The organism is Treponema succinifaciens DSM 2489 (assembly GCF_000195275.1).
Lineage (GTDB): Bacteria > Spirochaetota > Spirochaetia > Treponematales > Treponemataceae > Treponema_D > Treponema_D succinifaciens.
Genome location: NC_015385.1, coordinates 1,319,013 through 1,345,015, shown reverse-complemented (window position 1 = coordinate 1,345,015; position 26,003 = coordinate 1,319,013). Strand labels below are relative to the sequence as shown.

Genomic DNA, 26,003 nt, shown 5'->3' with positions numbered 1-26,003 from the left:
AAATGCCTCATTATTAGTACGCTAATAAACACCCATTTAGTACAGTAATTGACTTCTTATTAGTGCACTAATCAACATATTATTACTGTAGTAATTGAGCTTTTCAAACTTCCTCCAGCCAAAAACATTTCTTTCTATAGAATATAAGCAAAAAAAATGCTAAGTTAATTTCATGGTAGTTTTTTTCGATTTAGACAGAACGTTAATGGATTTTGAATCTGCGGAAAATCTTGGAATAAAGGCAGTCTTTGAAAAATACAAAAATGAAATCCACATGGATTTTGATGAATTTTGCGTTCAATGGAAAAAATGGGCGCAGCATTTCTTTGATAAATATTCAGCAGGAGAGCTGACTTTTGACGAGCAGCGGAAAGGAAGAATCACAAAAGTATTCGAGCTTAACGGCAACCCAATAAAATCAAAAGACGAGCTTGATTCAAGGTTCAGCCTTTACTGGTCAACTTACGAAAAGGAATACAATCTTTTTTCCGACGCGCTTCCAGCATTAAAAAAACTTTCAGATACAAATATTCAAATGGGAATTATAACAAACGGCGACTCTGAAAATCAGCGGTCAAAGCTAAAAAAGGCCGGCGTAACAGATTTTTTCAGCCCGATTGTAATTTCTTCAGAAGTTGGAATCAGCAAGCCTGACTTGAAAATTTTTCAGAAGGCAATGGAGCTTGCAAATTCATCAGAAAGCGAAACTTGGTACATCGGGGACAGTCTGGAGCATGACATAGTCCCAGCCAGAAAACTTGGAATAAACACGCTGTACCTAAGCAGAAAGCGACAAGGAGAACTAAAAATCGAGCAGAAAAATCCGCTATATGCAGAAGTAAAAGATTTTTATGAAATGACTGAAATAATAGAAAATGCACTAAAAGGCTGAAAAATGCCCAGAACGAGACTTGAACTCGTACATCCTTACGGACTCTAGTACCTGAAACTAGCGTGTCTACCAATTCCACCACCTGGGCAAGATTCGAATAGTATATTTAAATATCGATTTTTTGTCAAATATATTTATCTGAATTCATAAAAAGAAAACAAAATTTCAGCTTTTGCATCTCATAAATAAAACCGCAAAAATTACAATCAAAGCTATAATGCTCGCCACAAAAAGCCAGGCAGGAACATCATCAGAGAAAATTGAACTTTCATGGATTTTAAAAGCTTTTTTTATTTTTTTCCTTGATTTTCGTGAAAGCTGTTTTTTTTCTGAATCTTTGCCGCTTTCAGAAATTCCGTAAAGCTCTTCCTGAGTTACCGCATAATGGCAGGCAGGACAGCCTTTTAAGAAATTTCTTACAGTTCCTATGTGGCCGCAGTTCGGGCATCTTACCGCCGCAAAAAAACGTCCGCATTTTGGACAGAATTTTGCATTCGGAGCAACTTCTGAACCGCAGCCTTCACAGAAATATTTGGCTCGTTTTGCTTCAGCCATTATTCAGTTCCCAAATTGTCTACTGTATAGTCGTAAATCTGCCAAATTCCATCGCGCTGACGAACATAGTAAGTGTAACGTTTTCGTTCCATAAAGTTGTCATTTTTAAACCATTCGATTACTTTTACAGTGCCTTCAGTTTGAGAATATGAAGTTGTTTCAATTTTGAATTTAGACGGAATTGCCACAATATCATTGTCAATTCGTTGGAGCATCAAGTCGGCTTTAAATGAACGAAGCATATCAGCACGCTCATCTGCGCTCACAAGATTGTATTTTCTTCCGCGGGAAGGATCACGTTTGAGCATTTCCTCCAAATCCATATAAAGGAAGAACTGATCCCAAAGGCTTTTTTGGCGTGCAACAATTGTCTGCTCAACAACACGATCCGGGCTTATGTCTTCAGGCTGAAGAACAACCACAGTGTTTGTTTCAACAGGAAGTGCCGATGACGAAGCTGCTGACGGGCTAGGGCGGATTTCAAGGCTAAGGCGGTTTGAAGTCAAGTTGACATTTTTGTTTCTATAAAGTTCCGGGTAAAATCTAAGCTCAACGTAATAAATGGAAGGATCTTTTATTTCAAGATACTCTTTTAGATTTTCGCGGAAAGAATATTCTTCGCCTGGTTCAAGGGAAATTTCGCGGAAATATACAGTTTGATTCGTAGTGCGTTTTCTTATCAGCCCTTGAGTTGAAGGAAGCTGCATTTTTTTTACATTGAAAGCAATAAAATCCACAGAAAACATTTTGTCATCAGCAATTTTAAATCTCAAAGTAGAAGAGCCTTTATTTGAAACCGTTATATAAACATAGACAGGATTGTTTTCTGAGTCTCCCGGATAGTAAACAGTTCTATCATAGAACTTTATTGAAACTTCCGCATTGTCAAGTTTCTGCTCTGATTTTTCCGGAACCTGCGCATAGGCAAAAAAACAGGAAACTGATATAACCACAAGCAAAAAGCGTTTAATGTTCACAAAATACTCCCGAGGAAAACCTCTTTTTTTTGATTTACAGGGCTTTGCAATTCCCTCAAATAAAGCTAAAATAAGCAGACTATTCTATATATTATATATCGGACAATTATGAAAAATACATTATCAACAAAAAGTCAAAATCCGCTTTTTAGCCTTATTAATTCCTGCACTGAATTTCACTCGGCCGCAATAAAGTGCGCAGACGCAAAGCCAGAAGAATTTCCGCTGCAAATTTCAGGGCTAAAGGGAAGTCTTCCGTCTTTTTTTATCAGGCAAACAGAAGAAAGGTACAGACAGAACTGCATCCATAAAACTCAGTATGAAAATAAATTTTTTCAGTTTCAAAAAGATATTGTTATAATTGTTCCGACTCAAAAAGAAGCTGACGAATGTGAAACAGATTTAAATACAGTTTTTGAAGATTCCGTAGAAATTTTTAAGTTTCCTTGGTGGGGAACGATTCCTTATAGAGCTGCGGCAAAAGGCTCGGCTGTTTTTGGAGAAAGAGCTGGAATCCTTGCAAAACTTGCAGTAAAAAATCCATTTTCTGAAAAAACAAGAATTTTTATAATAACGCAAAGAGCTTTTTTAACTCCAGTCCCGCCGGCTTCATATACAAAAACGTTGGTTACAGTTTTAAAGAAAGGCCAGGAATTTGACCCTGAAAAACTTGCGGAAAAACTAACAGAGCAGGGCTACCTTAGAGTTCCAAAAATCGGAATGAAAGGCGAATTTGTTTTGCGTGGTGAAGTCCTAGAAATCTTTATGAGCGGAGAAAAATATGCGCACAGAATTGTATTTGATTTTGACACAATAAGCCAAATAAAACTTTTTGATTCAGAAACTCAGACTTCAAAGGAAAACATAGAGCATCTTGTAATTTATCCGCAAAAGGAAATTATTTGGACGGAAGAGTTTATTGAAAAACTAGAAAGTGAATGGAAAAAAGAGGATGAAGCCGGCATAAAAAATGATTTTGCCCTTTATGATAAAGCAAAAAAACAATCAACAAACGAACATTCGGCAGAAGTAAACAAAAATAAAACTGACAAATCACAAGCTAACGAACAGTCAGACATCAATAAAAACGAAGCAGGAATAAAAAACAACACTAACAATCGGTTGTTAGACAAAAAAAATATACATCTCGCTCTTACAGGTGCCGCAAAACAAGAAAAAGACAGAACGCTCGCCGAACTTATCGAATTCAAAGAAACAGAAGGCGAAGAATTGTATTATCCGGTTCTATTTGACAAACTGTATTCAATTTTAGACTACTTAACAAACAATACAGATGTTTATTTTTTCGATTGGGACAGACTTGTAAATGCAGAAAAAATGCTAGAAAACGAATATACGGTGGCATACAGGCTCGAGCGTCAAAACCTTCCAGTGTTTCCGCCAGCAACCATGCAGCTTGATTTTTTCAATCTGGCAATAGAATGTAAAAAACTTGTTGCATTCAGAACTTTAGACACGTTAAGCAATTCGGAAGAAAATATTCAAGACAAATCCGTTTCATTCAACACATCGCTAGAAATAAAATCACAAGCAGGGCAAAGTTATTTCGGAAACATAAATTACTTAAAAGAGCAACTTTCATCATTTTTAAAAGAGAAATATAACATTTTCGTTTTTGCTGACAATGGAAACCAGACTTTAAGAATAAAAGAAATTATAAAGGAATTTTGCGATTCTGGAGTTCAAGTTCTTCCACAGGCTTTAACAGCCGGATTTATGTTTTCTGACGAAAAACTCCTTGTTATCCAGGAAAATGAAATTTTCGGGCGCAAGAAAAACACGCCAAAGTCAATCAGAAAAGTAAATTCAAAGCCAATAGATACGTTTGTCGATTTGACTCCGGGAGATTATATTGTCCACGTAAATTACGGAATCGGACTTTTCAAGGGAATCGAGCGCGTAAAAGCAATGGGCACAGAACGTGACTACATAAAACTTGAATACGCAGACGAGGAAATTGCTTTTGTTCCTATCGAGCAAGTGAATATGGTTCAACGTTATATAGGGAGTGAAAACGAAAAACCAAGGCTCGACCGAATCGGCTCTAAAAACTGGAGCGCAAGAAAAGCAAAGGTTCAGCAAAAAGTTGAAGAAATTGCAGAAAAACTGATAGATCTGTACTCAAAACGGCAGGCTTCACGTGGCTTTCCGTTTCCAAAGGATACAGAATGGAACGCAGCATTTGAGGCAGCCTTTCCTTACGAAGATACTCCCGACCAGTTTTCAGCAACGCAGGAAATCAAAGCGGACATGGAAAAGCCAGTTCCAATGGATCGGCTTGTATGCGGAGATGTTGGTTACGGAAAAACTGAAATTGCTATGCGCGCGGCATTCAAGGCAGTAATGGGCGGAAAACAAGTCGCATTTCTTGCGCCGACAACAATTCTTGCAGAGCAGCATTTTGAAAACAGCCAGGAACGCTTCAAAAATTTTCCAGTTACAATCGCGCAGCTTTCAAGGTTTGTTTCTCCAACGGAACAAAAAAAGATAATTTCAAAAATTGCAAGCGGAGAAATAGACATTATTATAGGTACACACCGAATTCTGCAAAAAGATGTCATTTTCAAAAATCTAGGGCTGATGATAATTGATGAAGAGCAACGATTCGGCGTAAAGGACAAAGAAAAGCTAAAAACATTAAAAACAAACATCGACTGCCTTGCAATGAGCGCAACGCCAATTCCGCGGACGCTGCACATGAGCCTTTTAAAAATCCGGGATATGTCGCTTCTTACAACACCGCCACAAAACAGACAGCCAATTGAAACTGCTATTGAAGAATATAACGATGAAAAAGTCGCCAGGGCAATAAGAAACGAAGTTCAGCGCGGAGGACAAGTTTTCTACCTTCACAATAGAGTTGAAACTCTTGAAGAAACAAGACTGAAACTTGAAAACCTTGTTCCAGAAATGCTAGTTGAAACCGCGCACGGAAAAATGACCAGCGAAGAACTAGACGATATTTTTAGAAGATTTAAGATGGGAGGATTTCATATTCTGGTGGCAACTACAATAATTGAAAACGGAATAGACATTCCAAATGTAAACACAATAATAATCGACCGCGCGGATATGTACGGAGTAAGCCAGCTTTATCAGTTGCGCGGACGTGTAGGGCGAAGCGACAGAAAAGCTTATGCATATCTTTTTTATCCGCAGAACAAAGCTTTAAGCGAAGTTGCAATGAAAAGACTTCAAGTAATAAGCGATTTTACAGAACTGGGGTCAGGATTTAAAATTGCAATGAAAGACATGGAAATTCGAGGCGCAGGAAATCTTCTTGGAAAAGACCAAAGCGGTGAAGTTTATGCAGTCGGATTTGAAATGTATTTAACGCTTCTAAATTCCGCAATCGAAAGACTTTCAAACAGCGACTGGACAGCGCCAGAAGAAGTTCTGCTTGAACTTGAATACACAGGATTTATTCCAGACACCTACATAAAAGACACACAGACAAAAATGGAGCTTTACAAAAAAATCGCATCCGTTCAAACTCAAGATTCCTTAAATTCAGTCTGGGAAGAGCTTTTTGATAGATTCGGACCGATTCCAGATGAAGTAAGCAGCCTGCTAAGCCTTGCAAAAATCCGCATAATCTGCAACAAACTATCTATAAGCTCTTTAAAAGAGAAAAAAGGAATTGTCCAAGTTGAATTCAGCAAAGTTTCAAAAGTCAACATTGACAAACTTCTAGGACTGATAAAAACAAGTTCAGGGCGCGTAAAACTAAATTCAGCAAAACCAAATCAAATTATCTTGCAAACCGAAGCAATCGATCTAAAAAGCAAAAGTGAATTCATAAAGGAAAAACTTGAGCAATTGATTTAAATTCAGTTTTCTTCCTGAAAAAGGAAAGTTTTGGAATGTACACAACTGACTATAATGCGCATTCTGTCTACCAAAATATATTATTTCCTTTTTTTATTTTATTTTTATTAACCTTTTCATTTGAAAAAATCATGATGTGACTTTAAAAATTCTTCCTGTTCAATTTGAAGTTCTTTCCGTTTATTTATAAGATCAATGTTTATTTTTGCAATCTGCGAATAAAGCTCCATATACGAAACTGGATCTTGCCCGGATTTGCAGGAGGCTGACTTTATAAAATTCTTATTATTTTTTCTCCACATTTCTTCATCTTCCGCAGTCCATCCATTTATTTCATTCTTGGCAAGCGTATGAAGTTTTTCTATGCTGACAACTTCATACCATTTTTTTTCATAAAAGGATTCAATTGCAAGGCGGAAATTTTTATCGCTGACTGGCAAAATCGCTTGATATTCATTTTTTTCTATGGATTTAATTTTTGCGGCTGAATTTTTTTCAAGGAATTCACTATACTGCTCTGATTCAAAAAAGGCGTCTGACGGCAAATAAAAACTGTACCTATAAATTCCACCCCAAAGCCCTTGACTCAAGGATTCTCGTTTTCTCATATTTGTTACGGGAAAAATGAAAGCTTCGGTAATCTGCAAATTTGAAGGCAAAACTTTATTCATTTTTGAAACAAACTCGGAACTTTCTATATTTTCATAAAGCAAGCAGGATGCTGTTTCCTCAAAAGAAGATATTCCCAAAGTCATTGCAGAAGCAAATTCCAAGCGCGGCAACGGATTAAAACCTGATGAAAACACAAAATTCAGCCCAGAACGCAAAACCGCTTTGTGAAAAATTTCAACTTGAGACAAATAAGCCGTAAATTCTCCACCATTTTTTCTTGTAAAATTGAAAATTACTCTATAAAGAATAGGAATATTACACTCAGGCATCGGCAAAGGAGCTTTTACTGTATTATTTTTTATACATTTTAAGACAGATTCTACAGTTTGTTGTGTAAATACTTCTATTTTTTCCTTTGTATTGCAAACGCCGCATTTATGGTTGCAGTCTGCACTGCATTTTTCAGTAAGTTTATGTTCAAGGGATTTTTGCCATTCCTTTTTATAGAAACCTTGCGCAGGACCAAGGCTAACAGAATTCCAAGGCAGCGTATCTTCATTCCAATTGTGAAAAATCCAGTCTTTGACATTAAAATCAGATTCTGCAAAAGCTTCTTCCCACAAAGGAAAATCTTTGCGCAGATAGTCATCCCATGCATCAAAACGGACGCCCTTTTTGTAAGCATTCAAGATAACTTTGCCCGCATTAAAATCACCACGGCTCAAAAGACCTTCAAGAATAGTCGCACTGTAATTGTGCCGTCCCATTTTAAATTTTCCACGTGGAAGGCTTTTGAATATATATTCAATTTTTGCTTCTGCGACTTCAGGCTTTATCTGTTTCACACGTTCATAAGGAGTATGCGGCTTGGGAATAAAAACTCCGACATTTACATTGCACTGAATTTTTGTTTTTGCTTGAAGCTCAAGAAGAAAATCGACTATAGCTTTTTCTTCACTTCCCTCGGCTCCTGAATCACAATTTCTGTCTTCAAAATAATCGCCAAGCGGAAGACCTATCATAAAATAAAATTTTGCGCTCGACCAGCCACGACTCTTTGCTTCCTTTATAATTTCTTCAAGATGGCTTGCATAAACTTCCTTGTTAAGGCTTAGCTGCCACATTTCCTCTGGAGTTTCAACGGCGAATGTAAGACCGCTTTTTCTGATTTTTGAAAGTTTCTCAAGAATATCAAGTGAAAATGCATTTACTTTTAACGATGGAAGTTGAAACGAAACATTAAAACCTTTATAACGTTCATTTAAAATATCAAGGAGATTTGAAACTTCGGGAAAATCCACGCTGCTCAAGGAATTAAGACTGACTTCTCTGTAGCCCGCATCAAAAACTAAATGGTCAATTTCTTCAATTATTAAATTTTTGTTTTTTACACGCATAGGCCGGTAGTAAATTCCGGCATGGCAAAAACGACAGCCATTTGGACATCCGCGCATAATTTCAACAACGCCATGATCCTGAACAGGCTTACAGGACGGCAAAGGAAACCAGCCTGGCACAGACGGAACAAGACCAAAATCAGACTGCACTACTCTTCTTGCAACTTTTTTTTCAAGGTGTTTTTTCTTTGTCCAAATGAAATTTTTTGATTCTAAAAATCCAATCAAATCTTTTCTTGACGCGCCGTTTTTTTTCAGCTTGGACAAATCTTCAACTAAGTAAAAAAGCGCAGGTTCAGCTTCGCCTATAAAAAATGCGTCAAAAAAATCGCTGAATGGAGCTGGATTTGTAACACCACAGCCGCCAGCGATAACGATTGGCTCGTCTTCAGTTCTTTCGCTTGCAAGAAGATGAACCTTGCCAGAATCAAGCATTGCCAAAACTTCCGTTATTCCAAGCTCGTAGCCAATTGAAAAACCAATCATGTCTGTTTTGAACAACGGAATTCCAGTTTCAATTGTGTAAAGCGGCACATTATTTTCTTTTAAAAGATTTTCAAAATCAACATCAGGAGCAAAAACGCGTTCGCATCTTACATCGGGAAGAAGATTCAGTCCGTTATAAATAATTTTTACTGCAAGATTTGACATTGCAATTTCATACAAATCAGGAAATGCAACTGCAAAATTAAAATATTCGTCCTGCTCGGAATGTGGCTTAACTGTAATTCCGAATTCTCCGCCAACATAACGCGACGGCGACTGAATAGAATTCAACTTAGAAGCAAAAATTTTCAGAGGATCAATTAAATCAGAAGTTTTCATAAAGTTGTTTTAAAATCAAGACGGCGGCTGTTAATGCTCATCAAAAGACCAATCGCAAGCATATTTGTCAAAAGCGCAGAACCTCCATAAGAAAGAAACGGAAGCGGAATTCCTGTGATTGGCATTATTCCCATAACCATTCCAACATTTACAATAAAATGAAAAAAGAACATTCCAAGAATTCCAGAAGCAATGTAGCAGCTGTAGGAATTATTAGTCTGCCTTATTATGTGCGTAATTCGAATCAAGATTGCAAAAAATGCGCAGAATAAAACAATTCCGCCTACAAATCCCATTTCCTCTGAAAAGATGCTGAATATAAAATCCGTGCTTTGCTGAGGAAGAAAACGCAAATGGCTTTGAGAACCTTGCATGAATCCGCGCCCAAAAAGTGTTCCAGCTCCTATTGCAGTTTTGGACTGAATTATATTCCAGCCGGCTCCACGAGGATCGCTATTCGGATCTATAAAAACTATAAGCCTTGCAATCTGGTAAGGCTTTAAAACTTTTCCGCAACACCAGGAACCAGCAATTGCGCATGAAAAAATTCCAAAGAAATATGTAATCCAATAATAATATTTTTTCTTGAAAAACATATTTCCCAAAATTCCAATTATACAAATTCCAAGGGAAGCTGAAAAAACAAGAATTCTAAGTTTTATGTTTGAAAGAACATGGATAATGGGAACAGATTTCCGCAAAATTTCAGTTTCCCAAATTGGAAGAACCGCAAAAACAATGGTAAGCATTCCAGTCAAAAAAACAATCATAAGATAGCGGACAGGAACATCAGCCATAAAGCACATAAAAAGAAAAATAGGAAGAAAAACACTCGCAGTTCCCAAGTCAGGCTGAAGAAGAATAAGTCCCATTGGAACCATCATTATACAAATTGCAAGCACAAAACGTTTCATTGGTTTTTCAGCAGAGGATTTTTCAAGAAAACGCGCCAAACAAAGTATAAATGCTATTTTCATAAGCTCAGAAGGCTGAATTCCCAAATCCCCGATTCCAAGCCAGCTTCTAGCTCCATTTACATATCTTCCAAAAAATCTTGTGTATACAAGAATTGCCGCCATAAAAATAAAAAAGTAATGGGAATATCGCTCCAGTTTTCTGTAATCCATCAGAGCCATTATAATCATTACTGAAAATCCGATGCAAAACCAAACAATCTGCTTTATGTACTCATTGGAAACAAGAACACCTTCAGAATTTATTCCAGAAGAATAAATAAATGCAATGCCAATGGTTATTAAAAGCAAAACGCACAAAAGAAGAATATAGTCAATTGAACTAAAAAATCTGATTTTCATTCGCGTCTTCCTCCTGCTGCTCTTTGCCTGTTCAGTAAATAGCGGAATTTCAAAGCATCCACAGATTCTTCAAAAGTCTGATTATTGAAAATTCCCTGGATAATTATATTTGTGGCATAAGGAGCCCACCATTCCCAAGTATTTACGGCTTCAACTAGAACCGCGACAACAACTTGCTCTTCAGGCGGAGCATCAAAAGGCGCATAAGCAACCATCCAAGAATGCCAGTGATTTTTTCCAACGCCATTAACTTCCGCAGTTCCAGTTTTTCCCGCAATCTGTACAGAAGTATTGTGCATCGGATAAACAGCAGTTCCGTCTGTAATTGTGTAACGCAAATTTCTTTGAACATCTTTCCAGACTTCAGGAGCTACAGTTGACTCATGCATTACTTCAGGCTTTATTTCTTGAACTGAATCATTTGCGGAATCCCGAATTTCTTTAAGCAAATGCGGCCTGTAAATTTTTCCGCTGTTGCAAACCATAGCCATCATATTCGCAACATGAAGAGGCGTTGCAAGAGTATATCCCTGTCCGATTGACACATTCATTGTGTCGCCGCCAAGCCATTTTTCATGGTAACGGCGTTCCTTCCATTGCGGCGTAGGAACAAAGCCATTGCTTTGAGCAGGCAAATCAATTCCAAGACTCTGGCCAAATCCAAATTCTTTGGAATAACTTGCGATTCGCTCCACCCCAAGATGATCTGTTCCTATGACCCAAAAATAAACATCGCAACTCTGGGCAAGCGCATTTTTTAAATCAAGCCAGCCATGTCCTGGAAGCCCGATATGGCAACGGAAAACTCTGTCTCCGTAAGTAATTCTGCCGGGACATTCTATTTTTTTTTCCGCAGGGAAAACTTTTTCTGAAAGAACTGCAGTGCTCATAATGATTTTAAAAGTTGAAGCCGGAGGATATTCAGCATTTACAACTCTGTTCAGCATTGGCTTATTTTTGTCCGCGGCAAGTTTTGCATATTGAGCAGAAGCGTCATCTTTTGAAAATATATTGGCATCAAAATATGGATATGAAACCATGGCAAGAATTTCCCCGGAAGCAGGCTTTATAACAACCGCAGCCCCTACCCGTTCTCCAAGTGCTTTTTCTGCCAAAGTTTGAATTTCACTATCGATTGTGAGAACAAGATTTTTTCCACTCACAGGCGGAACAACAACAGGATCCTCATTCAAGATTCGTCCGTGAACATCAACTGTGCGGCTTATGCTTCCTTCTTTTCCCTGAAGCAAGCTGTCATACTGCCTTTCGATTCCAGTTTTTCCAACGATTGAATTTGAAGTATAGCCTTTGTTATACATCAGCTTAAGTTCTTCATTTGTAATATCGCCTACGTATCCTAAAACATGGCTCAGAGAACCAGTTTCGGCATAATAGCGGACAGGCTTGTTTCTCCATGAAACTCCAGGCAAGTCAGTCAGATTTTCTGCAATATTCGAAATAATTTCAAAAGGAACGTTTGTTTTTACTTCAATTGGCGAAAAACTTTTTCTGAGCCGCGACGGAATTTTTGTGTCAATATTCATTTTTGAAATTCCAAGGAATTTGGCGAGTTTCGTTGCAACAGTATCAAAATATCCCTGCGGAATTTCTCCAGGAATCAAATCAACAGCGAAAGAATCTGTATTGATAACCATCGGCAACTTTGCCTTTCTATCAAAAATTTCTCCACGCTGAGCCGCAATTTTTGTTATAGTTCTTGAAATTCGAACAGAGCGGTTTTGATACTGCGCTCCTTCCAAAATCTGAAGGCTGAAAAGTTTCAGCGCATAAACAGCAAAAAAAACAGAAATAATTCCAAGCAAAAATGAAGCTTTATAATTTTTTTTTAGCGAGCCGCTTTTGTTTTTTGAATCTTCAAAAGCTGAATCAAAACGATTTTTTCCGCTCATTGAAAAATATTCTCCGGTTTTAAAATAACGCTATTTCTAAAAAGCCGCAAAAATTTAAAAACAAACGGACTCAAAAATCCGTTCATCAAAATTTCAAATAAAAAGCTGAAAGAAAAAATTTTATACGAAGCGACAATAAGAGGAAAAAACATGGAAATTAGATAAATGAAAAGGACTTTTAATATTGTAGCGCAAATTCCAAGAAAAAGCGGAACAAAAAATCCTTCTGTATTCAATGACCTGTTGAAAATTCCGCCCAAATAGCCAAGCACAGATCTAAGAAGACAGTTCAATCCAATCGGACAAGCGCTCAAAAAATCCAAAAACAAGCCTGAAACAAAACCTGTAGTTTCTCCGATTATTTTTCCATTATTTATAGAAAAAAACAAAACGCAAATCAAAGACAAGTCTGGCAAAGCCGGAAGAAAAACAATATTCGAAAGAACTGCGGCTTCAAAAACAGAAACAAAAAGCAGAATGGCAGAACTTGAAAAAAAAGCTCGTAACATTTTTTCTCCAAACAACAAAGCTAGTTTTTTGCAAGCGGCGGCTTGTCATTTAAATTTTTCTGGTCAACAACAAGCACATTTTCCAAGCGCAAAAAATCTATTACAGGCTCAAGCTCAATGCTAAGCGATGAATCGTAATCAAGAATTTTGATTTTCGAAATGCGGCCAATCGGAACATCTTTGACATAGTTTCCATTTTCACCGCTGGTAACAACAATATCGCCATGATTCAAACTGTCAAAAACTCTTTTCCGTATATACTGAAGATTTAAAGGACTTCCATAAGAACCGTTTCCCGAAACGATTCCAATATCACGGGTATTTTGAATCCGCGCGGAAATATTGCATTTTGTGTCATAAACTGGCATTACAAGACTTGTATCAAGTCCGGCTGTAACAACTTTGCCTACAATGCCGACATTTCCACTTTGAATCGCAATAACAGGAAAGCCTTTTTTTATTCCGCTTCTAGCGCCTTTGTTTATTGTAATTCCCGAATAAAGATTGTCTGGATCCCGACCGATTATCTGGGCAGGAATATTTTTATATTCAATTTCAGAGGCAAACTGAAGCTGTTCACGCAGGCGTTCGTTCTCCTTTCGGATTTCAACATTGTTGCGCTGCATGAATTCATAGTCTTTCAGTTTTTCCGAAAGTTCCTTGTATTCTTTTTGAAGAACTGCAATGTCTCTTATTGACGTAACAATTCCAGTTACAGCACTTATTGCGGAACTACTTCCTTTTTGAATCAAAGAAATTACCGAAAAACCAACTTTATTAAAATTAACAACAAATCCGCCTCCAGAAAAACCTAAAAGCACTCCGCTGAAAACAACAAGAAATGCCAAAAGAATTTCCGCAGTTTTTATGCGGATAGAAGCTTTAAATTTTCCCGCCATGAGCAAACAACCCGATGTTTTTAGTCATTCAGATTTTCATAAATTGAACGACGAGTAGACATATCCTTGAACAATTCAAATGCTTCGCCTGCGCCTTTTGCAACACATTCAAGAGGCTTTTCTACAAGGAATACAGGAACGCCAGTTTCTTTCTTTATCAAATCTTTAAGGCCTTTTAGCATTGAACCGCCGCCAGACATAACAATTCCGCGCTCAACAATATCAGCCGCAAGCTCAGGAGGAGTTCGTCCCAAAGTTTTCTTTATTTCTTCAATAATTTTTGAAACAGGCTCTTTCAAAGCTTCGCGCACTTCTACAGAATCAACTTCAAGACGGCGTGGAAGACCAGTAATAGCATCTCCTCCGCGGATTTCCATTTTCCGAATTTTGTCATCATCGACATTTTTTTCAGCAATTGCATTTCCAATTTCAATTTTAAGACGTTCCGCAGTCTGCTGTCCAATTATCAAGTTGTGAACAGAACGAATGTGCTTTATAATAGCCTCGTCAAAAGCATTTCCGCCGATTCTAATTGAGCTTGTAACAACCATTCCGCCCAAGGAAATAACTGAAACTTCTGTAGTTCCGCCGCCAATATCGCAAACCATGTGTCCGGCTGGCTCGTAAATAGGAATTTCAGCTCCAATAGCAGCGGCAAGGCTTTCCTCAATCAGTTTTACTTCTTTTGCACCGGCTTTCAAAGCGGCAGCCATTACAGCGTCCTGCTGAACCTGAGTAATACAAGAAGGAATTCCAATTTTCATTCTTATGGACTTAAAAAGATTATGACGCGGAATTACTTTTGAAATAAAATATTTCAGCATTTTTTCAGTTGAATCACTGTCTGAAATAACACCATCCGCCAAAGGTCTTATAGCGACGATATTTCCCGGTGTCTTCCAAAGCATTCTCTTTGCCTCAACACCAACGGCCTCAATTCTACCAGTTCCCTTTTCAACTGCCACAACTGAAGGCTCGTCAATAACAATTCCTTGTCCGCGGACATAAATCAATGTATTGCAAGTCCCCAAATCAATTCCTATATCAGTTGTAAAATTATCAAGAAAGCTCATTTTTCCTCCTCCAAGCTTTTCTGTAAAATTCAAATTTTTATAGCTCTGACATTTTTTTCAGCGCGCCTTTATGGTTGAACTGAATTTTCAAGCATTTCCGCCATTCAGACCGAGCTTTTATATTGTCGCCTTTTTTCTCATATAATACACCAAGTCCGTAATGCGCGTCAGCAGAATTTTGATTTTTTTCAAGAATTGAATTAAATTCTTTTTCCGCATCCGAAAAATTGCCTTCACTTGTATAGATCTGCCCAAGAAGAATATGGCTGTCGTCCAAAAGATCTTCATTCTGGCTTATTTTCATAACGCGGACAAGATACTGCTTTGCAACAGATTCCTGCCCATTATTGCAATACTGCTTTGCAATATTGAACAAAAGCGTATCAGTTTCACGCACAAGAAGCGCTTCTGTAAACGCCGCAATACTTTCGTCAGTTTCGCCAAGAGAGGCATAGCTCAATCCAAGCAAAAGCGGAATATCAGCCGATTTATATCCATTTGAAACCGCAAGCGAAAGATATTTTACAACCAAATCAGCGTAATAATGATAAGCTGAAACTTTGTTTTTATAAAAATAAGCGCGGCCAAGCATATACTGAATCTGAGGAAGCGTGTCTTTTTTGCATCCATGCATCGCTTTTCTAAGGCTGAAAATCGATTTGTCCAAAAGTTCCTGAGACTTTATATTGTCAGTCTCTGATTCCGCCAACATAAATGAGCTATAGCCTAAAAAAGCAAGAGCGGCATTATGATAAGGATTTTCATCAAGAATTCTTGAAGCGGAATTATAAACAGATTTATAGCCATCTTCCGTGTGAAGCGACCAGTTTTTATACATTGAATCAACTGAATCAAGCTTAAAAAATTTGTTCCCGATAAATTTTATAAAAATAAAAGAAAATAAAGTTACAAAAACAATTGCAAAAGACGCGATTATAAACTTAATAACAAAGGTTTTCCTTTTATGGTAGAACAAGTCCAAACCGTATCTAGCTTTCATTTTCCCCACCCGAAAAATGCAATAAACAAAATCAAGTCTGCTTTCAGAAAATCTGATGCAAACGAAAATAAAAAGGATATGATAAGCCGGGTTCTGGAACGTTTTATTAAAAACGTGTTGACCATCTATCTGCAATGCCAGTTGCCTAGCACTTCCAGCAATCTACCCGCAGCATAAGGCCGGAAAACCAAACTGCTATATGATTTTGCTCCAGATGAGGTTTACTTATGCCGTTTCTGTTGCCAAAAACGCGGTAGGCTCTTACCCTGCCTTTTCACCCTTACCCATTACAGGCGGTAATTTTCTGTAGCACTTTCTGTCGGAAAAGAAACTTTACTGAAAACCAGCAGTTTTTCTTTTCCGCCCGGTTATTGCCCGGCATCTTTTCCGGAGGAGCCCGGACTTTACCTCACTAAAAAGAAATCATCATCTCTTTTAGCACGGTCAACATATCCTTATTTTTTTAATTCTCATAATCAAGGGATTTGATAGAAGAATCTGAATCTTCTGAATCATCGTCCTCAATATCAATAAAATCCTCATCCTCAAGAAGATCTTCATCCATATCATCAGCAGAACTGTCGTCATGAATCGAAACATAGTTTTCATCCAAGTCAGCGGCTTCTTCATAGAAAAGAATTCTGCTGCAATAAGGACAAAAAAGTATTTTTTCTCCATGGTGAACTTCATTTGCAAACTGCGCCGGTAAAATCATGTGGCAACCATCGCAAACCTTTCCCTTTACAGCGACAATTCCTTTGCGATTTCTTTTGATGATTCTCTGAAACTTCATGATTGTTTCTGAATCAATACCTTCTGATATTTCCGCTTCTTGTGCTTTTAACGCCTCAAGTTTTTCATTGCAAGCGGCAATTTCCTTGTCAAGATTTTCGCGAGCTTCATTCACATCTTTTTCTGTTGAAGCAATCAAATCTTCTTCACTTTTAAGCAAATCGTTAAGCTCAGCCATGCTTTTTTCTTCGCGCTGAAGTTCTTTACGTTTTGAATCTTCCAAAGCCTGCGCTTCTGAAATCTGTTTCTCAAGAATCTCATATTCGCGGTGCGTTGAAATAGCATCCATTCCTCTTTCGCCTTCTTCGCGTTTTCTCTGGGCTTCATCGAGCTCAACTCTTAAGCGGGCGACAATATCTTTTTTTTCTTCGTAAAGCTTATTTTTTTCGATATATTCTCTCTTAAAACGGTCAAGGCTTTCCGTGCTGCCATCAAGAGTTTTCGGCAATTCCTCAACTTTCGCTTCAATTTCATATTTTTCAGCAAGCACGTCCTGCAAGCTTTTTAATCTTTCTAATTCTTCTGTCATTTGCATAGATGGCAACCTCTTGTAAATTCTATATATAGGTGCAATATTTTACACAATTTCGGCTTTTATGTCTACACGATTTCTATCAGGAATCAATGTAGTCTCTAAGACCGTTTGAACGGCGCGGATGTCTAAGCCTTCTTAAAGCCTTTGCTTCAATCTGGCGGATTCTTTCCCTTGTTACATTGAAATAAAGTCCAACTTCTTCAAGAGTAAGAGAATATCCGTCATCAAGTCCGAAACGCATCTTCAAAACTTCCTGCTCGCGCTGCGGCAATGTGCTTAGAACAGAACGAAGCTGCTCCTGAAGCAATGTGTACGCAGTCTGATTAGCTGGATTTTCAATTTCCTTGTCTTCAATAAAATCTCCCAAAGACGAATCTTCTTCCTCGCCGATCGGAGTTTCAAGGGAAATCGGCTCTCTGGCAACATTTTTCACCTGCTTTACGCGCGCAAGAGGCCAAGAAAGCTGCGCTGCAATCTCTTCATCAGTCGGCTCTCTTCCATATTTTTGCATAAGCTGGCGGCTTTCACGGACAACTTTGTTTATCTGCTCAATCATGTGAACCGGAACACGAATAGTTCTTGCCTGGTCAGAAATTGACCTTGTAATCGCCTGGCGAATCCACCAAGTCGCATAAGTTGAAAATTTATATCCTTTGCGGTATTCAAATTTTTCAACAGCCTTTATAAGACCGATGTTTCCTTCCTGAATCAGGTCAAAAAGCTGAAGTCCGCGGTTTGTGTATTTTTTTGCAATTGAAACAACAAGACGAAGGTTTGCATTTATAAGCCGGTTTTTCGCCTGTTCAAGCTGCAATCTTCCGCGCTCTATTTCCTTCTTCATTTCAAGAATTTCATCAACGGAATTTTCAAAATCGTACTCAAGTTCGCGGAGTTTTCTGTCAATTTTCTGAATTTCAGTATAGTCAGAACGAATCTCGTCAGCAGACATCGCAAGCTCTTTTTCAAGTTTTGCGGATTCAGTTCTAATTGCAAGACGGCGGCCAATTGAACGAAGACCAACAGCATCCGTAATACGCAGTTTTTTCATGCGGCGCTCTTGAATCAAATGGTACTCGTCAATTTTTTTTGAAGCCGTGATAAACTTCGCGCTGAAAGTTTCAATTTCTTCAGTCTGAAGTTCTGCATTCAAAAGCGATTCTTTTATAAAATCCCTTACACGCTTCAAATTTTCATCAGAAAAAATATTTATTGTAGGATCTTCGGAATGAAGCTGTTTTTTCAACACCATGTATTCAGCCATTTGCTCGCGGATCGGCTTTACATATTCAACATAGCAACTTCTTAAGCGGCGGCGCTCAGCCATAAGCTCATTTATTTCTTTTCTGGCTTTTCCTGGTTCATGCGGATCTATTTTTTTATAAATTGTGTGGCAAATCTGGTAAAATTCAGGAATAATCATGCCGGAATTTCTTATGACATTTTTTATTATGTTCTGCCCGTCTTCCATCTGCTTTGAAAGAATAACTTCCTGCTCTGCCGTAAGAAGATTTTCCTTTCCAATTTCGCGCAGATAAAGCCGAATCGGATCATCAACTCCATATTCCTTGTCATTTGAAACAAGGCGGTGCTTTTCATCAAATTTAGAATCGTCTTCAGAATCAGAAAGTGCCCCTTCGTCGTCCTCTTCCTCATTTTCTTCATCATCCAGAAGACTATCCTCTTCCATAACCTGAATATTGTTTTTTGTAAGAAGCTGAAGAACTTCTTCCATTTTTGGAGAATTCACAAATTCTGGCGTTAAAATCTCAGTAATTTCGTCCCATGAAATAATCTGCTTGCTGCACGCATAATCCAAAAGTTTTTTTACATTCGGATCAAGAACTTCCTCCGACTCCTGCTCAGAATCAGAAGCTTCTTCCTCATCTTCTGAATTTTCTTCATGAACAGATTCATTTTCTTCAGGTTCTTCTGATTCATCAAATTCAGTCAAATCCACGTTTTTTTTGTTTTTTTCTGATTTTGATTCAAGCGATGTTTTTTCTTTTTTAATTGTTTCAGATTTTTTTTCAGGTGACTTTCTAGCCATTGATTAATCCTTCAAATTTTCAATTTGGAAATCAAGTTCCATTTTCTGTTTTGTAAGTTCCACTAAAAGCGCCTTGTCTTCCGGTAAAATGCTCCTCGACAAAGAGGAAATTTTCTCCATAATAGACATTTTTTTTCGCTTGTAAGCATTTCTTTTCAAGTAACTTATACAGCTTTCGGCAGATTCTTGAATTCGCCCAGTATTTTTGCTTACATTTTCAATTATAAGCTTTCTGAAATTTTCCTGATCTATCCGGTTAAGTATATTGCTTACTGAAAAAGAGCCGTTTTTCTGGCACTCTTGCATAACAGCAAATAGTTGCTTGGAATAACTGTCCGACAAATCATCAACGGAAACACATTCGCACATTTTTTGGAAAAGACTGACATCTTCAGTTACGGCTGTCATAACAGCTTGCAGTTCAGCGGTTACTTTTATTTTTTCAGAATCCGCCGGATTTTTCTGCTCCGTACTTGCATTTCTAAAACGGTATGAAACTTTGTCCCGGTTGAAATAATCCCTTCGAGCAGCCTCCTTTTCTATACCGTATGTCTGGCACAACTGATCCAAACAGGCATCTTTCTGAACATCCGACTGCAAAGAATCTATGTACTCAAAAAAATCTAACGAAGCCTTAGACTTGCCCATAGGGGTATCTTTAGGATAGAGTTCTTGCAGTTTAGATAACAGATAATCAGAATCAAATATAGCATTATTGACTTCATTCGTCAAGTATTCAGCCCCGAAATTCAGCATAATTTCAGCAGGATCTTTTCCGCCTGAAAGCCTTATTACTTTTACAGCCACGTCTTGCTTTCTGCACATAAGAATCGCGCGCTTAGTTGCTTTTTGCCCTGCTCCGTCAGAATCAAAAGAAAGATAAATTTCTTCAACAAAATGCTTTACAAGTGAAATTTGCTCATCAGTAAGAGACGTTCCCAAAGGAGCGACCGCCCAGGTAATTCCGCACTGATGGTAAGCAATGCAGTCCATGTAGCCTTCGCAAAATATGACTTTGTGCTTTTCACGGATTGAAGACTTTGCAAAATTAAAAGCGTAAAGAGTGCTTCCCTTTTTATATTGAATCAAATCGCCGGAATTAAGATATTTTGGAGACTTTTGGGCATCGCCGCGCAAAAAACGTCCGCCCATAGCTACAACATCTCCATCTTTGTCAAAAATCGGAAACATCAGCCTGTCAGAAAAAAAAGCACAGTCCGGATAATTTTTACTAAAAAGCCCTGAATTATTCAAAAAATCCTCGGAATAATTTTTTTTCAAAAGGAACTGCTTTAGCCATTTTCGGTCTGAAGGACTATAGCCAATTTTGAATTTTTCGAGAATTTCCTGCGAAAGTCCGCGCTTTAAAATGTAGCCAAGGGCAAATTTTCCAGCTGGAGTTTCCATAAGCATATAGTGAAACATACCAGCAACTCTTGTATACAAATTCTTATATTCATCCTTGATTTTTGAAGCCGAAGAATCAACACTTTTTGCAGAACCGTTTGAATATGAAAGCTGAACCCCTGCTTTTTTTGCAAGAAATTCCACAGACTCAACAAAAGAAAGCTTTTCCATCTCCCTTACAAAATCAAAGACATTTCCAGAAACGCCGCAGCCAAAGCAATGGTAAAATTTTTTATCTTGGGAAACACTGAACGAAGGCGTTTTTTCATTATGGAAAGGACAGCAACCCCACCAGTTCGAGCCGCGCTGTTCAAGAGGAACGTACTCGGATACAAGACTGACAATATCAGTTTTTTCCGCAACTTCGTCAATTGATTCCTTAGCTATCAGACCAGGCATTTTATTTTAAAAACCTTTTGAATAGTAGTTTGTATTTTCAGCAGCTTTGTGCTGATCAAAATTCTTTGAGAATGTATGGCGTCCAGTCGCAGGATCTGTGAGAACAAAAAAATAATAGTCAGTTTTGGCAGGATTCAATGCGGCTGACAAAGCGACAAGCCCCGGATTTGAAATAGGTCCTGCTGGAAGTCCAGCCCATTTATAAGTATTGTAAGGACTGTCAATTTTTAAATCATCGTAAGTTATACGGTCAGGATGCGGCTTTCCTTGAATTTCAGTCAAAATATATTCAATTGTTGCGCAAGAATAAAGCCCGATTCCATGCTTAAGCCTGTTTGTAAAAACGCTGGAAATAATAGGAGCCTCAGACTTAACACGGTACTCGCGCTCAACAACCGAAGCCAAAGTAACAAACTCATGCAGTTCAGAAGAAGACAAATCTTTCACTCCTGAAATTTCAGCGGATTTAGAAAAAAAGTTGTCAGCCATAATTTCAACAACGTCTTTCGCTTCCATTTGGGCTATAAAAAAATAAGTGTCGGGAAAAAGGTAGCCTTCAAAATTCTTGGCTGGAATTTTATATTTTTCCAAAAGCTCTGAATCTTTGCAGAAAAACAAGAAATCTTCAGCGGAACAAATATTTTTATCCTCAAGAATTCTTGCAATTTTTGACATTGTAAGACCTTCTGGAACAACAACAGAAATATATTCGCTTGCGCCGGACTGCAAAATCTGGTAAATTTCCTTCATTCCCATAGAAGTGCTTAAAGTATACGAGCCGCTTTTTAAACTGAATGGCTTCGTCCTGTCAAAAACGTTGAATCTTGCGACATAATAAAAAGCATCAGCTGATTTCACAAGTCCTTTTTCTTTTAAAAGAAGTGAAATTTTTCTTACCGAAGCTCCTGAAGGCACACTGATTTTTTCAAAACGGCTATTTCCTGCGGAATCAACAGGCTTGGCAATGTAAGCCCACATTCCAAAAGCCGCCACAAAAAGAATTGAAAGCGCCGCCAGAATCCAGGTAAAAAAAACAACAATCTTGTATAAAATCCGTTTCAAAGCTGAATTTCCTGACCTTCTTTTGAAATATAAAGATTCAAATTTCCGTTTGACTTATATTTTTTGTAGTTGTTTCCAGCGTCAAGAATTGAATCAAGCTTTTTATCATCGTAATTAGGCTCATGGTGAAAAAAATAAAGATTCTTGATATTCCAGTTAGAAGCAAAATCAATTGCGGAACTGAAGGAATTATGTCCCCAGTTCACTTTTTTTGCGGCTTCTGGATTTGTATACTGACTGTCAAAAACCAAAACATCAGCATTTTCAAAAAACTTATTTCTAGCGCATCCTTTGTCAAAATCCGAAGTTTGAAGCTCCACGTCTGTGCTGTAAATAAAACGCTTTCCGTCCTCTTCAAATGAATAAGAATAAGAATCTCCAGGATGAAACATTCTGTGGCATTCTATTTTCAAACCGCCGATTTCAATTGGATTGCCTTCTTGCATAAGATGAAATGAAAGCTGATTTTTTACAGACTCAAAGCAAGCGTTTATTGGAAAATACGGAAGGCTGCTCTGACGCTCAAGATATTCCTCGGCATCCGCAAAAGGCGTATAAATGTCGATTTTTGAATTAGGCGAAAAAGACTGTCCGAAGAATGGAAAGCCCTGAATATGATCCCAATGAAAATGTGAAAGAAAAATATTATAATGTCCGTTTTCCGGCTGACGGCCAGCAACAGAAAATTCCCTTAAGCCAGTTCCACAGTCAAGCAAAAAAAGCTCGTCGGACTTTGACCTAAGCTCTATGCAAGGAGTGTTTCCGCCTATAGTTCCATAAATCCATTCAGGCAGAGATGAAAGGAATTTCATTTTTGACTCGGAACTTTCCAAATCCTTCGGAGAAATGCGGGAAACAACGGCCGCAATTTTTGCCTGTACCTGAGCATTCTTTAGCGGTGTAGGCAAAGATCCCCGAACTCCCCAGAAATGAATCAGCACTTTCATCCTCCATAAAATTCCGTAGAATTTTCGAGATTGCATTATACAGAAATTGAAACAAACTGTAAACAGATTATTCCTTGCTTTTGTTTTCAAATTTCGTGTAGCTTGAAAGAAATATGACGTCAACATCGCCAATCGGACCGTTGCGCTGTTTTGCCACAATCAGTTTTCGTTCCTGAACCGGATTGTAGCCTTCGTTGGTTTCCTTGTTGTCGCTCCGCTTTCCGTGTATAAACATAACCATGTCAGCATCCTGCTCAATCGAACCTGAGCCTCTAAGCTGAGCAAGGTTCGGCTCTTCTCCTTCCGCGGCTCTGGCAACCTGACACAAAACAACAATCGGAATTTCAAGCTCACGCGCAAGGCTTTTAAGGGACTTTGAAATTGCTGACTGCTGCTCAAAAAGCTGGGCGTCTGGATTTTCACTAGTAATAAGTCCGATATAGTCAATAAAAATAATCTGGACTTTCTGGTTGACTTTCATTCGCCTTGCCATTGCCCGCAAATCAAGGAGCTTCATGTTTGGCGTGTCAACAATATAAAGAGGTGCATTGAAACATTCTCCTGCCGCATCCTGAAGCTTTTTAAAATCTTCTATTTTAAGCATTCCGTTTCTAAGCTTTGTTCCGGGAATTCTCGCAATCTGAGAAAGAAGACGCTGCGCAATCTGATCCGCAGACATTTCCAAACTGAAAAATCCACACGGAATTCCGCGGTCAATTGCAATGTTTTGCATCATGCTCAATGCAAGGGCTGTTTTTCCCATTGAAGGGCGCGCACCGATTATAATCATTTCGCTGTTCTGAAAACCGCTTGTCATGCTGTCAAGATCGTTAAGTCCTGAAGGAATGCCAGAAAACGCGTTTTTATTTTTGTATCTCGTATCGATTATCTGAATAACTTTCGGCACAACATCTTTCATTGCAAGAACTTGCGCAGACTGATTTATATCCGTGAGCTTGAAAATTTTCTGTTCCGCATCTTCAAGAATAGAACGGCTTTCCTTTGTTTCGTCAAAACTGGACGCTTTTATTTCCGAGGAAATTTTTATAAGATTACGTCGGGTTGACTGGTCAAGAACAATTTTCGCATAATAATCAACATTTGCACTTGTGGGAACAATGTCTGTCAGAGAGGAAATGTAAGCTACTCCACCGGCAGCCTCAAGTTTTCCGTTTTTTGTAAGGTCATCAACAAGAGTAAGCAAGTCTCCTTTTATTCCAGATGAAAAAAGATGCATCAAGGATTCATAAATAAGCTGATTTTGCTGGCTATAAAAATTTTCACTTCGCAAATATGTCACAACATCGCTTACAGAGCTCCAGTCCAGCAAAAGAGCTCCAAGAACAGCCTGTTCTGCCTCAACATTATGCGGAGGTATCTTATCTTTTAGATCCATATTTCCTCTTTGCAATAACACGGACAAGGCACTATCACGACAAAAATCTTGCCTCGCCCATTTTTACGGTTTTGCTAAACTCTAAATAAAAAAAACCGCAAGAAAAATCTCACGGTTTTATTTTTTTCAAAGCATTTTTAGATATTACTCAGATTTTGCTTCTTCAGCTGGAGCTTCATCTTTCTTTGCAGGAACTTCTTCTTTCTTAGCAGTTGCATCATCCTGAGATTTTACAGTAACTTTTACTTCAGCCACTGTATTTTCATAGAGATGAACTTTTACAGAATAAGAGCCTGTGTTTTTAATCGTGTGTCCAGGAATTTCAACTTTCTTGCGCTCAATCTCGAATCCGCTCTTCTTGTAAAAGTCAGAGACTGTCTGATTTGTAACAGCTCCGTACAATTTACCATTGTTTCCAGCAGGCATAGAAATAACAACTTCAAGAGCCTCAAGTTTTTCCTTCAAGCTCATGCTGTCCTTACGCTTCTGCTCCTTGCGGGCTTCAATTTCAGCCTTTTTTGTAGCGAAATAAGCTTCTGTTTCTGGTGTGCATGGAACTGCAAGCATACGAGGGAAAAGATAGTTGCGGAAATATCCATTAGCAACATTCTTTACATCACCCATTTCTCCAAGGTGTTTTACATCTTCATTAAGAATTACTTTCATTTTTTCAAGCTCCTATAAAATTTTGGTTTTACGCAGCTCCACCAGGAGTTGGCTTCACTGCTAAAAATTAGTCTGCAACAAAAGGAAGAAGACAAATTGCTCGCGCACGCTTAATTGCTGCCGCAACTTCTTTCTGATGTCTTGAGCAAGTTCCAGTTATGCGGCGTGGAAGAATCTTGCCACGTTCTGTTGTAAAGCGGCGAAGTCCGTCTGCATCTTTGTAATCAATTTTTCCCTTGTTTGCGCAAAATCGGCATACTTTCTTGTGTGAGAAAAATTTTCCTTTTCCACGAGCCCCACGAACTTCATCTTCACGTCCTGAATCCTGAAGCTGCTCCTGTGTTACATTTGTATTTTCGTTTACTTCTTTTTCGTCTGCCATAATATAGCTCCTGTTTTTAAGAGTTTTTTAACTGCGGAAACCGGATTAAAACGGAATATCTTCAGGGAAGCCAGCGTTATCTCCGCCAAAAGCTTCTGAAGAAGGCTCATATCCGCCGCCGGAAGACTGATTTTGAGAATAAGAAGCGCGCTGCTGATAACCCCCAAATGAATCAGAGTTGCCGTTATTCTGACTGCTAGAAGACCTTGAGCCCAAAAGCTCAATTGAGTCAGCAAGAATATTTACCCTGCTGAATTTCTGTCCGTCTTTTTCCCATCTGTCCTGGCGCAAAGAACCTTGAACCGCAATTTGTGTTCCTTTTGTAAGATAAGGCTTGATACCTTCCGCACCTTTTCCGAAATATGAAACATCGAAAAAGTTAGCTTCGCTAATCCACTGGTCTCCGTCTTTCTTGCTGCGGTTTACAGCAATAGAAATTGAAGCGACAGCAGTTCCGCTGTTAAGATACCTTAATTCTGCGTCTCTTGTAAGTCTTCCTACAATAACAACGCTGTTTATATCAGAATTCGCCATAATCTACTCCGGAATTTTTTGT

Annotated in this window: 20 protein-coding genes, 1 tRNA gene and 1 other RNA gene; 2 read left to right on the top strand and 20 right to left on the bottom strand. The window is 38.3% G+C overall.

Features of this window, described 5'->3' with window-relative positions; all coding sequences use genetic code 11:
• The first annotated feature begins 172 nt into the window (after positions 1 to 172).
• On the top strand, positions 173 to 892 hold the full coding sequence (locus tag TRESU_RS06405; RefSeq protein ID WP_013701450.1) for an HAD family hydrolase: 720 nt from the start codon (positions 173 to 175) through the stop codon (positions 890 to 892).
• Between the two features lie 4 nt (positions 893 to 896).
• Here the strand turns inward: TRESU_RS06405 and TRESU_RS06400 are convergent.
• The 3 genes from TRESU_RS06400 to TRESU_RS06390 all read right to left on the bottom strand — a co-directional run bounded on the left by TRESU_RS06400 (position 897) and on the right by TRESU_RS06390 (position 2,424).
• Positions 897 to 980: transfer RNA gene (locus tag TRESU_RS06400), tRNA-Leu, on the bottom strand.
• Between the two features lie 77 nt (positions 981 to 1,057).
• A complete protein-coding gene (locus TRESU_RS06395; RefSeq protein ID WP_013701449.1) occupies positions 1,058 to 1,447 on the bottom strand; it encodes a zinc ribbon domain-containing protein in 390 nt (129 codons plus the stop codon).
• Entirely contained in the window at positions 1,447 to 2,424 is a 978-nt protein-coding gene (locus tag TRESU_RS06390) for a hypothetical protein (protein ID WP_013701448.1), read from the bottom strand. The genes TRESU_RS06395 and TRESU_RS06390 overlap by 1 nt, the downstream gene beginning before the upstream one ends.
• A gap of 108 nt (positions 2,425 to 2,532) precedes the next feature.
• Between TRESU_RS06390 and mfd the strand changes: the two genes are divergently transcribed.
• Entirely contained in the window at positions 2,533 to 6,273 is a 3,741-nt protein-coding gene (gene mfd / locus TRESU_RS06385) for a transcription-repair coupling factor (protein ID WP_013701447.1), read from the top strand.
• A gap of 116 nt (positions 6,274 to 6,389) precedes the next feature.
• On the opposite strand, the gene TRESU_RS06380 is transcribed toward mfd, so the two are convergent.
• The 17 genes from TRESU_RS06380 to TRESU_RS06305 all read right to left on the bottom strand — a co-directional run bounded on the left by TRESU_RS06380 (position 6,390) and on the right by TRESU_RS06305 (position 25,981).
• Entirely contained in the window at positions 6,390 to 9,107 is a 2,718-nt protein-coding gene (locus TRESU_RS06380; protein ID WP_013701446.1) for a TIGR03936 family radical SAM-associated protein, read from the bottom strand.
• A complete protein-coding gene (gene rodA / locus TRESU_RS06375) occupies positions 9,104 to 10,423 on the bottom strand; it encodes a rod shape-determining protein RodA (RefSeq protein WP_013701445.1) in 1,320 nt (439 codons plus the stop codon). Before rodA ends, TRESU_RS06380 begins: the two co-directional genes overlap by 4 nt.
• Positions 10,420 to 12,333, bottom strand: a complete 1,914-nt coding sequence (gene mrdA / locus TRESU_RS06370) for a penicillin-binding protein 2 (protein WP_013701444.1) — start codon at positions 12,331 to 12,333, stop codon at positions 10,420 to 10,422. The genes rodA and mrdA overlap by 4 nt, the downstream gene beginning before the upstream one ends.
• Positions 12,330 to 12,842 carry a rod shape-determining protein MreD gene (gene mreD, locus TRESU_RS06365; protein ID WP_013701443.1) on the bottom strand — a complete coding sequence of 171 codons (513 nt, stop codon included), beginning with the start codon at positions 12,840 to 12,842 and terminating at the stop codon, positions 12,330 to 12,332. The genes mrdA and mreD overlap by 4 nt, the downstream gene beginning before the upstream one ends.
• 20 nt (positions 12,843 to 12,862) lie before the next feature.
• On the bottom strand, positions 12,863 to 13,741 hold the full coding sequence (mreC, locus tag TRESU_RS06360; RefSeq protein ID WP_013701442.1) for a rod shape-determining protein MreC: 879 nt from the start codon (positions 13,739 to 13,741) through the stop codon (positions 12,863 to 12,865).
• 20 nt (positions 13,742 to 13,761) lie between these two features.
• Positions 13,762 to 14,814 carry a rod shape-determining protein gene (locus TRESU_RS06355; protein ID WP_013701441.1) on the bottom strand — a complete coding sequence of 351 codons (1,053 nt, stop codon included), beginning with the start codon at positions 14,812 to 14,814 and terminating at the stop codon, positions 13,762 to 13,764.
• Between the two features lie 37 nt (positions 14,815 to 14,851).
• Entirely contained in the window at positions 14,852 to 15,814 is a 963-nt protein-coding gene (locus TRESU_RS06350; RefSeq protein WP_013701440.1) for a tetratricopeptide repeat protein, read from the bottom strand.
• A 65-nt stretch (positions 15,815 to 15,879) separates the two neighbouring features.
• An RNA gene (gene rnpB, locus TRESU_RS14450) (RNase P RNA component class A) lies at positions 15,880 to 16,274 on the bottom strand.
• A 3-nt stretch (positions 16,275 to 16,277) separates the two neighbouring features.
• Complete coding sequence (locus TRESU_RS06345; protein ID WP_013701439.1) at positions 16,278 to 17,141, bottom strand: zinc ribbon domain-containing protein; 864 nt, start codon at positions 17,139 to 17,141, stop codon at positions 16,278 to 16,280.
• A 79-nt stretch (positions 17,142 to 17,220) separates the two neighbouring features.
• On the bottom strand, positions 17,221 to 19,188 hold the full coding sequence (gene rpoD / locus TRESU_RS06340; protein WP_013701438.1) for an RNA polymerase sigma factor RpoD: 1,968 nt from the start codon (positions 19,186 to 19,188) through the stop codon (positions 17,221 to 17,223).
• Between the two features lie 3 nt (positions 19,189 to 19,191).
• Entirely contained in the window at positions 19,192 to 20,994 is a 1,803-nt protein-coding gene (gene dnaG, locus TRESU_RS06335; RefSeq protein WP_013701437.1) for a DNA primase, read from the bottom strand.
• 6 nt (positions 20,995 to 21,000) lie between these two features.
• Entirely contained in the window at positions 21,001 to 22,056 is a 1,056-nt protein-coding gene (mltG, locus tag TRESU_RS06330; protein ID WP_013701436.1) for an endolytic transglycosylase MltG, read from the bottom strand.
• A complete protein-coding gene (locus TRESU_RS06325) occupies positions 22,053 to 23,003 on the bottom strand; it encodes an MBL fold metallo-hydrolase (RefSeq protein ID WP_245535720.1) in 951 nt (316 codons plus the stop codon). Before TRESU_RS06325 ends, mltG begins: the two co-directional genes overlap by 4 nt.
• A 67-nt stretch (positions 23,004 to 23,070) precedes the next feature.
• On the bottom strand, positions 23,071 to 24,399 hold the full coding sequence (dnaB, locus tag TRESU_RS06320) for a replicative DNA helicase (RefSeq protein WP_013701434.1): 1,329 nt from the start codon (positions 24,397 to 24,399) through the stop codon (positions 23,071 to 23,073).
• 144 nt (positions 24,400 to 24,543) lie between these two features.
• Positions 24,544 to 25,065 carry a 50S ribosomal protein L9 gene (gene rplI, locus TRESU_RS06315; protein WP_013701433.1) on the bottom strand — a complete coding sequence of 174 codons (522 nt, stop codon included), beginning with the start codon at positions 25,063 to 25,065 and terminating at the stop codon, positions 24,544 to 24,546.
• A gap of 67 nt (positions 25,066 to 25,132) precedes the next feature.
• Positions 25,133 to 25,447, bottom strand: coding sequence for a 30S ribosomal protein S18 (gene rpsR / locus TRESU_RS06310; protein ID WP_013701432.1), 315 nt, complete (start codon positions 25,445 to 25,447; stop codon positions 25,133 to 25,135).
• A 45-nt stretch (positions 25,448 to 25,492) separates the two neighbouring features.
• Positions 25,493 to 25,981, bottom strand: a complete 489-nt coding sequence (locus TRESU_RS06305) for a single-stranded DNA-binding protein (protein WP_013701431.1) — start codon at positions 25,979 to 25,981, stop codon at positions 25,493 to 25,495.
• Positions 25,982 to 26,003 lie beyond the last annotated feature (22 nt).

Coding starts and splice junctions, on each gene's coding strand:
- TRESU_RS06355 (WP_013701441.1), bottom strand. CDS start 14,814: ATGAGCTTTCTTGATAATTTTACAACTGATATAGGAATTGATTTGGGG.
- dnaB (WP_013701434.1), bottom strand. CDS start 24,399: ATGGATCTAAAAGATAAGATACCTCCGCATAATGTTGAGGCAGAACAG.
- TRESU_RS06350 (WP_013701440.1), bottom strand. CDS start 15,814: ATGAAAGCTAGATACGGTTTGGACTTGTTCTACCATAAAAGGAAAACC.
- dnaG (WP_013701437.1), bottom strand. CDS start 20,994: ATGCCTGGTCTGATAGCTAAGGAATCAATTGACGAAGTTGCGGAAAAA.
- TRESU_RS06395 (WP_013701449.1), bottom strand. CDS start 1,447: ATGGCTGAAGCAAAACGAGCCAAATATTTCTGTGAAGGCTGCGGTTCA.
- rpoD (WP_013701438.1), bottom strand. CDS start 19,188: ATGGCTAGAAAGTCACCTGAAAAAAAATCTGAAACAATTAAAAAAGAA.
- mreC (WP_013701442.1), bottom strand. CDS start 13,741: ATGGCGGGAAAATTTAAAGCTTCTATCCGCATAAAAACTGCGGAAATT.
- mfd (WP_013701447.1), top strand. CDS start 2,533: ATGAAAAATACATTATCAACAAAAAGTCAAAATCCGCTTTTTAGCCTT.
- TRESU_RS06345 (WP_013701439.1), bottom strand. CDS start 17,141: ATGCAAATGACAGAAGAATTAGAAAGATTAAAAAGCTTGCAGGACGTG.
- TRESU_RS06405 (WP_013701450.1), top strand. CDS start 173: ATGGTAGTTTTTTTCGATTTAGACAGAACGTTAATGGATTTTGAATCT.
- mrdA (WP_013701444.1), bottom strand. CDS start 12,333: ATGAGCGGAAAAAATCGTTTTGATTCAGCTTTTGAAGATTCAAAAAAC.
- rplI (WP_013701433.1), bottom strand. CDS start 25,065: ATGAAAGTAATTCTTAATGAAGATGTAAAACACCTTGGAGAAATGGGT.
- mreD (WP_013701443.1), bottom strand. CDS start 12,842: ATGTTACGAGCTTTTTTTTCAAGTTCTGCCATTCTGCTTTTTGTTTCT.
- rodA (WP_013701445.1), bottom strand. CDS start 10,423: ATGAAAATCAGATTTTTTAGTTCAATTGACTATATTCTTCTTTTGTGC.
- TRESU_RS06325 (WP_245535720.1), bottom strand. CDS start 23,003: ATGAAAGTGCTGATTCATTTCTGGGGAGTTCGGGGATCTTTGCCTACA.
- TRESU_RS06305 (WP_013701431.1), bottom strand. CDS start 25,981: ATGGCGAATTCTGATATAAACAGCGTTGTTATTGTAGGAAGACTTACA.
- rpsR (WP_013701432.1), bottom strand. CDS start 25,447: ATGGCAGACGAAAAAGAAGTAAACGAAAATACAAATGTAACACAGGAG.
- TRESU_RS06380 (WP_013701446.1), bottom strand. CDS start 9,107: ATGAAAACTTCTGATTTAATTGATCCTCTGAAAATTTTTGCTTCTAAG.